We start from the raw sequence: 3,799 nt of genomic DNA, 5'->3' as shown, positions 1-3,799 counted from the left end.
GTTGTAAACCACGACTGCTAGTCAATGCGGAAACCGACCCACCCCCTGCCCCTCCCTTCCAGGGAGGGGTGAGAAGCAGTCGCGCTCATGACGCCGATTTCACCCTTCTGCCATTTTCCGTTCAGGTCCCCCGGCGCAGTCTCTCCGCATCGTCCACCAAGGCCGAAACGAGAGGATACCCGCATGAAGAAGTCCCTCCCCCTCGCGATCCTCGCCGGCGCTACGCTGCTGTCCGGCACCGCAGCCGTCGCCGCGACCCAGGCGCAGACCAGCGTCCAGCCGAAGACCGTCGCGACACACACGACCACGACCAAGACCACTACGCCAATGGGCAACACCAAGGTCGCCAAACGCACCACGACCGTCAGGAAAGGCCGCATGGTCACCGCCAAGCTCGCGAACGGCAAGACCGTCACGTACGATTGCTCGCTCGCCGGCAACAAGACCAAGACCGCCTGCAAATAACCCTCCAATTATCGATGAAACCACCAGCCCTCGCGTGCGTACGCGTGCGCGGGGGTGGTAAGGCGCCGGCCCCTCGGCTAAGGTCTGTCATCATACCGACACAAGCCGAAAGCGTTCAGATTTGACCGACGAGACCACACTCGCCGAACCCACCGGCGGCGAGCCCGCCGGCATCGCCACGATCTCGATCGTCGACGAGATGAAGTCGAGCTATCTCGACTATGCGATGAGCGTCATCGTCGCGCGCGCGTTGCCCGACGTCCGCGACGGCCTGAAGCCCGTCCACCGCCGCATCCTGTACGGCGCACACGAAAGCGGCTTCGTCGCCGGCAAGCCCTACCGCAAGTCCGCGCGCATCGTCGGTGACGTGATGGGTAAATACCATCCGCACGGCGACAGCTCGATCTACGACGCATTGGCCCGCATGACCCAGGACTGGTCGATGCGCGTGCCGCTGATCGACGGCCAGGGCAACTTCGGCTCGATGGATCCCGATCCACCCGCGGCAATGCGCTACACCGAGGCGCGTCTCGGCAAGGTCGCGAACGCGCTGCTCGGCGATCTCGACAAGGACACGGTCGACTTCACGCCCAACTATGACGGCTCCGAGCGCGAGCCTTCGGTGTTGCCGGCGCGCTTCCCGAACCTGCTGGTCAATGGCGCGGGCGGCATCGCGGTCGGCATGGCGACCAACATCCCGCCGCACAATCTCGGCGAAGTCATCGCCGCGTGCCTCGCCTACATGGACAATGGCGCGATCACGACCGAGGAACTGTTCGAGATCGTCCCCGGTCCCGACTTCCCGACCGGCGCAATCATCCTCGGCCGCGCGGGCGCCAAGTCGGCCTATGAGACCGGCCGCGGCTCGATCATCGTCCGCTCGCGGCACATCGTCGAGGAGGGCAAGGGCGACCGTCGCTCGATCGTGCTCACCGAAATCCCGTTCCAGACTGGCAAGAACGGCCTGGTCGAGAAGATCGCCGAAGCCGCCAAGGACAAGCGGATCGAAGGCGTCAGCGACATCCGCGACGAATCGAGCCGGATGGGCGTCCGCATCGTCATCGACCTGAAGCGCGACGCGACCGTCGACGTGGTGCTCAACCAGCTCTGGCGACACACGCCCGCGCAGTCGAGCTTCCCCGCCAACATGCTGGCGATCCGCGGCGGCCGTCCCGAACTGCTCAACCTGCGCGACATCATCGGCGCGTTCATCACCTTCCGCGAGCAGGTCATCACCCGCCGCTCGAAGTTCGAACTCGCCAAGGCTAGAGAGCGCGCACACCTGTTGCTCGGCCTCGTCATCGCGGTCACCAACCTCGACGAAGTCGTCAAGATCATCCGCGGGTCGTCGAGCCCCGCCGAAGCACGCGGCAAGCTGCTCGCACGCGAGTGGCCGGTCGAGGAGATCGCGCCGTACATCGCGCTGGTCGAGGCGGTCGAGGACAAGCAGGCCGACGGCATCTACAAACTGTCCGAGCCGCAGGTCCGCGCGATCCTCGATCTCCGCCTGCACCGCCTCACCTTGCTCGGCCGCGACGAGATCGGCGACGAGCTGAAGGCGCTGGCCGCGACGATCGGCGAGCTGCTCCACATCCTCGGCGACCGCGCGAAGCTGTACGAAGTGATGCGCGGCGAGCTGATCGCGATCCGCGACGAATTCGCCACGCCGCGCCGCTCCGAGATCGCCGCCGCCGCCAACGGCATCGACGACGAGGACCTGATCGAGCGCGAGGACATGGTCGTCACCGTGACCATGCAGGGCTATATCAAGCGCACCAGCCTCGACACGTTCCGCGCGCAGGCGCGTGGCGGCAAGGGGCGCGCGGGCATGTCGACGAAGGACGAGGACGTCGTCACGGAGCTGTTCGTCACCTCGACGCACACCCCGGTGCTGTTCTTCTCGAACCTCGGCAAGGTCTATCGCTACAAGGTTTGGCGCCTGCCCGAGGGTGGCCCCGCCACGCGCGGTCGGCCGATGATCAACCTGCTGCCGCTGGCGCCGGGCGAGACGATCTCGACCGTGCTCCCGCTGCCGGAGGATCTGAGCGAGTGGAGCCGCCTGCACGTGATGTTCGCGACGCAGCGCGGGCTCGTCCGCCGCAACGCGATGGATGCGTTCACCAACGTGCCGTCGAACGGCAAGATCGCGATGCGCTTCGAAGAGGGTTCGGAGGACAAGCTGATCGGCGTCGCGCTGCTCAGCGAGCATGACGACGTGCTGCTCGCGACCAAGCTGGGCAAGGCGATCCGCTTCGCTGGCGACGACGTTCGCGAGTTCCAGAGCCGGACGTCGACCGGCGTGCGCGGCGTGACGCTGAAGGGCGACGACGAGGTCATCTCGCTGTCGGTTCTGCACCGGGTCGGCGCGACGCCCGACGAGCGCGAGACGTACCTCAAATTCGCGCCCTGGAAGGGCGAGCGCGAGGGCGATCACGGGATGGGCGACGAGCGCTACAACGATCTCAAGGACCGCGAGCAGTTCATCCTCACGGTCTGCGAGAACGGCTATGGCAAGCTGTCGAGCGCGTATGACTATCGTCGTACCGGTCGCGGTGGTCAGGGTATCACCAACATCGACAACATCGCGCGCAACGGCCCGGTCGTGGCGAGCTTCGCGGCGGCGAAGGGCCATCAGCTGATGCTGGTCACCAACCAGGCCAAGCTGATCCGCACGACGCTGGCGTCGCTCCGCGTCATCAGCCGCAACTCGGCCGGCGTGAAGCTGTTCGACGTGGCCAAGGGCGAGCACGTCGTCTCGGCCGCACGGATCGAGGAAACCGAGGAAGACGCCGAGGTCAACCTGGCCGACGCGACCCCGGAGATCGCACCCGATACCGGCGCGACGATCGGCGAAGACACGGCCGCGGGCCCGGAGGACGGCGAATGAGCCGCGATCCGATCGCCTATAAGGTGCTGACGGGCGAGCAGTTGGCGACCCTGGAAAGCGGGAGCTTTGCGGGAGCACCGGTGGATCTGGCCGATGGCTATATCCACCTGTCGACCGCCGAGCAGCTGACCGAGACTGTCGACAAGCATTTCGCCGGCCAGTCGGACCTTCACGTCGCGGCGATCGATCTCGAAGCCCTCGGCGACGAGGTGAAGTGGGAAGAGTCGCGCGGGGGACAGCTGTTCCCTCACATCTATGGGGGCCCGTTGTTGTTAGAGGTCGTACTGTCCTACGGCCCCCTGGAACGCGACGACGCGGGCAAGGTGAAGCTCCCTGTTGCGGGGTAAAGCTGGCCCAAAGCGTGTTCTCCCGCGAAGGCGGGAGCCCAGACTGGATCCCCGCCTTCGCGGGAGAACAATTGAGCATAAGAAGTGGTTGAGTTAACAC

The 3,799-nt window shown here is 65.8% G+C and carries 3 protein-coding genes; all 3 read left to right on the top strand.

Annotation, left to right across the window (positions count from 1 at the left end; all coding sequences use genetic code 11):
• The first annotated feature begins 183 nt into the window (after positions 1 to 183).
• The 3 genes from H8S47_RS18610 to H8S47_RS18600 all read left to right on the top strand — a co-directional run bounded on the left by H8S47_RS18610 (position 184) and on the right by H8S47_RS18600 (position 3,699).
• Positions 184 to 465 (top strand): hypothetical protein, encoded by a 282-nt coding sequence (locus H8S47_RS18610; RefSeq protein ID WP_187505257.1) that lies wholly within the window; start codon positions 184 to 186, stop codon positions 463 to 465.
• 121 nt (positions 466 to 586) lie between these two features.
• Positions 587 to 3,352: a DNA gyrase subunit A gene (gene gyrA, locus H8S47_RS18605; protein ID WP_187505256.1), complete on the top strand. Its 2,766-nt coding sequence runs from the start codon at positions 587 to 589 to the stop codon at positions 3,350 to 3,352.
• Positions 3,349 to 3,699, top strand: a complete 351-nt coding sequence (locus H8S47_RS18600; protein ID WP_187505255.1) for a DUF952 domain-containing protein — start codon at positions 3,349 to 3,351, stop codon at positions 3,697 to 3,699. The genes gyrA and H8S47_RS18600 overlap by 4 nt, the downstream gene beginning before the upstream one ends.
• Positions 3,700 to 3,799: the final 100 nt, after the last annotated feature.

Source organism: Sphingomonas albertensis (assembly GCF_014358075.1).
Taxonomy (GTDB): domain Bacteria; phylum Pseudomonadota; class Alphaproteobacteria; order Sphingomonadales; family Sphingomonadaceae; genus Sphingomonas; species Sphingomonas albertensis.
This window is presented reverse-complemented; position numbering and strand designations above follow the sequence as displayed.